Consider the following 1,516-nt stretch of genomic DNA (forward strand, 5'->3'; position numbering starts at 1 on the left):
AATAAACATTCAAAACTGAATACAATATGTCACGTTATCCCTCATCTTCGTAGAAGATGTTCCGAATATATCCTTAGAAAGGAGGTGATCCAGCCGCACCTTCCGATACGGCTACCTTGTTACGACTTCACCCCAATCATTTGTCCCACCTTCGACGGCTAGCTCCAAATGGTTACTCCACCGGCTTCGGGTGTTACAAACTCTCGTGGTGTGACGGGCGGTGTGTACAAGACCCGGGAACGTATTCACCGTAGCATGCTGATCTACGATTACTAGCGATTCCAGCTTCATATAGTCGAGTTGCAGACTACAATCCGAACTGAGAACAACTTTATGGGATTTGCTTGACCTCGCGGTTTCGCTACCCTTTGTATTGTCCATTGTAGCACGTGTGTAGCCCAAATCATAAGGGGCATGATGATTTGACGTCATCCCCACCTTCCTCCGGTTTGTCACCGGCAGTCAACTTAGAGTGCCCAACTTAATGATGGCAACTAAGCTTAAGGGTTGCGCTCGTTGCGGGACTTAACCCAACATCTCACGACACGAGCTGACGACAACCATGCACCACCTGTCACTCTGTCCCCCGAAGGGGAAAACTCTATCTCTAGAGGGGTCAGAGGATGTCAAGATTTGGTAAGGTTCTTCGCGTTGCTTCGAATTAAACCACATGCTCCACCGCTTGTGCGGGTCCCCGTCAATTCCTTTGAGTTTCAACCTTGCGGTCGTACTCCCCAGGCGGAGTGCTTAATGCGTTAGCTGCAGCACTAAGGGGCGGAAACCCCCTAACACTTAGCACTCATCGTTTACGGCGTGGACTACCAGGGTATCTAATCCTGTTTGATCCCCACGCTTTCGCACATCAGCGTCAGTTACAGACCAGAAAGTCGCCTTCGCCACTGGTGTTCCTCCATATCTCTGCGCATTTCACCGCTACACATGGAATTCCACTTTCCTCTTCTGCACTCAAGTTTTCCAGTTTCCAATGACCCTCCACGGTTGAGCCGTGGGCTTTCACATCAGACTTAAAAAACCGCCTACGCGCGCTTTACGCCCAATAATTCCGGATAACGCTTGCCACCTACGTATTACCGCGGCTGCTGGCACGTAGTTAGCCGTGGCTTTCTGATTAGGTACCGTCAAGACGTGCATAGTTACTTACACATTTGTTCTTCCCTAATAACAGAGTTTTACGATCCGAAGACCTTCATCACTCACGCGGCGTTGCTCCGTCAGGCTTTCGCCCATTGCGGAAGATTCCCTACTGCTGCCTCCCGTAGGAGTCTGGACCGTGTCTCAGTTCCAGTGTGGCCGATCACCCTCTCAGGTCGGCTACGCATCGTTGCCTTGGTAAGCCGTTACCTTACCAACTAGCTAATGCGGCGCGGATCCATCTATAAGTGACAGCAAAACCGTCTTTCACTATTGAACCATGCGGTTCAATATATTATCCGGTATTAGCTCCGGTTTCCCGAAGTTATCCCAGTCTTATAGGTAGGTTATCCACGTGTTACTC

At 50.0% G+C, this 1,516-nt stretch carries 1 rRNA gene; it reads right to left on the reverse strand.

From position 1 onward, the window contains the following. Nucleotides 1-77: 77 nt before the first annotated feature. Nucleotides 78-1,516: ribosomal RNA gene (locus tag HMPREF3058_RS07910) — 16S ribosomal RNA — on the reverse strand; the annotation flags it as partial.

The sequence above is a fragment of the Staphylococcus sp. HMSC068G11 genome (assembly GCF_001815825.1).
In the GTDB taxonomy this organism is placed as follows: Bacteria; Bacillota; Bacilli; order Staphylococcales; family Staphylococcaceae; genus Staphylococcus; species Staphylococcus epidermidis.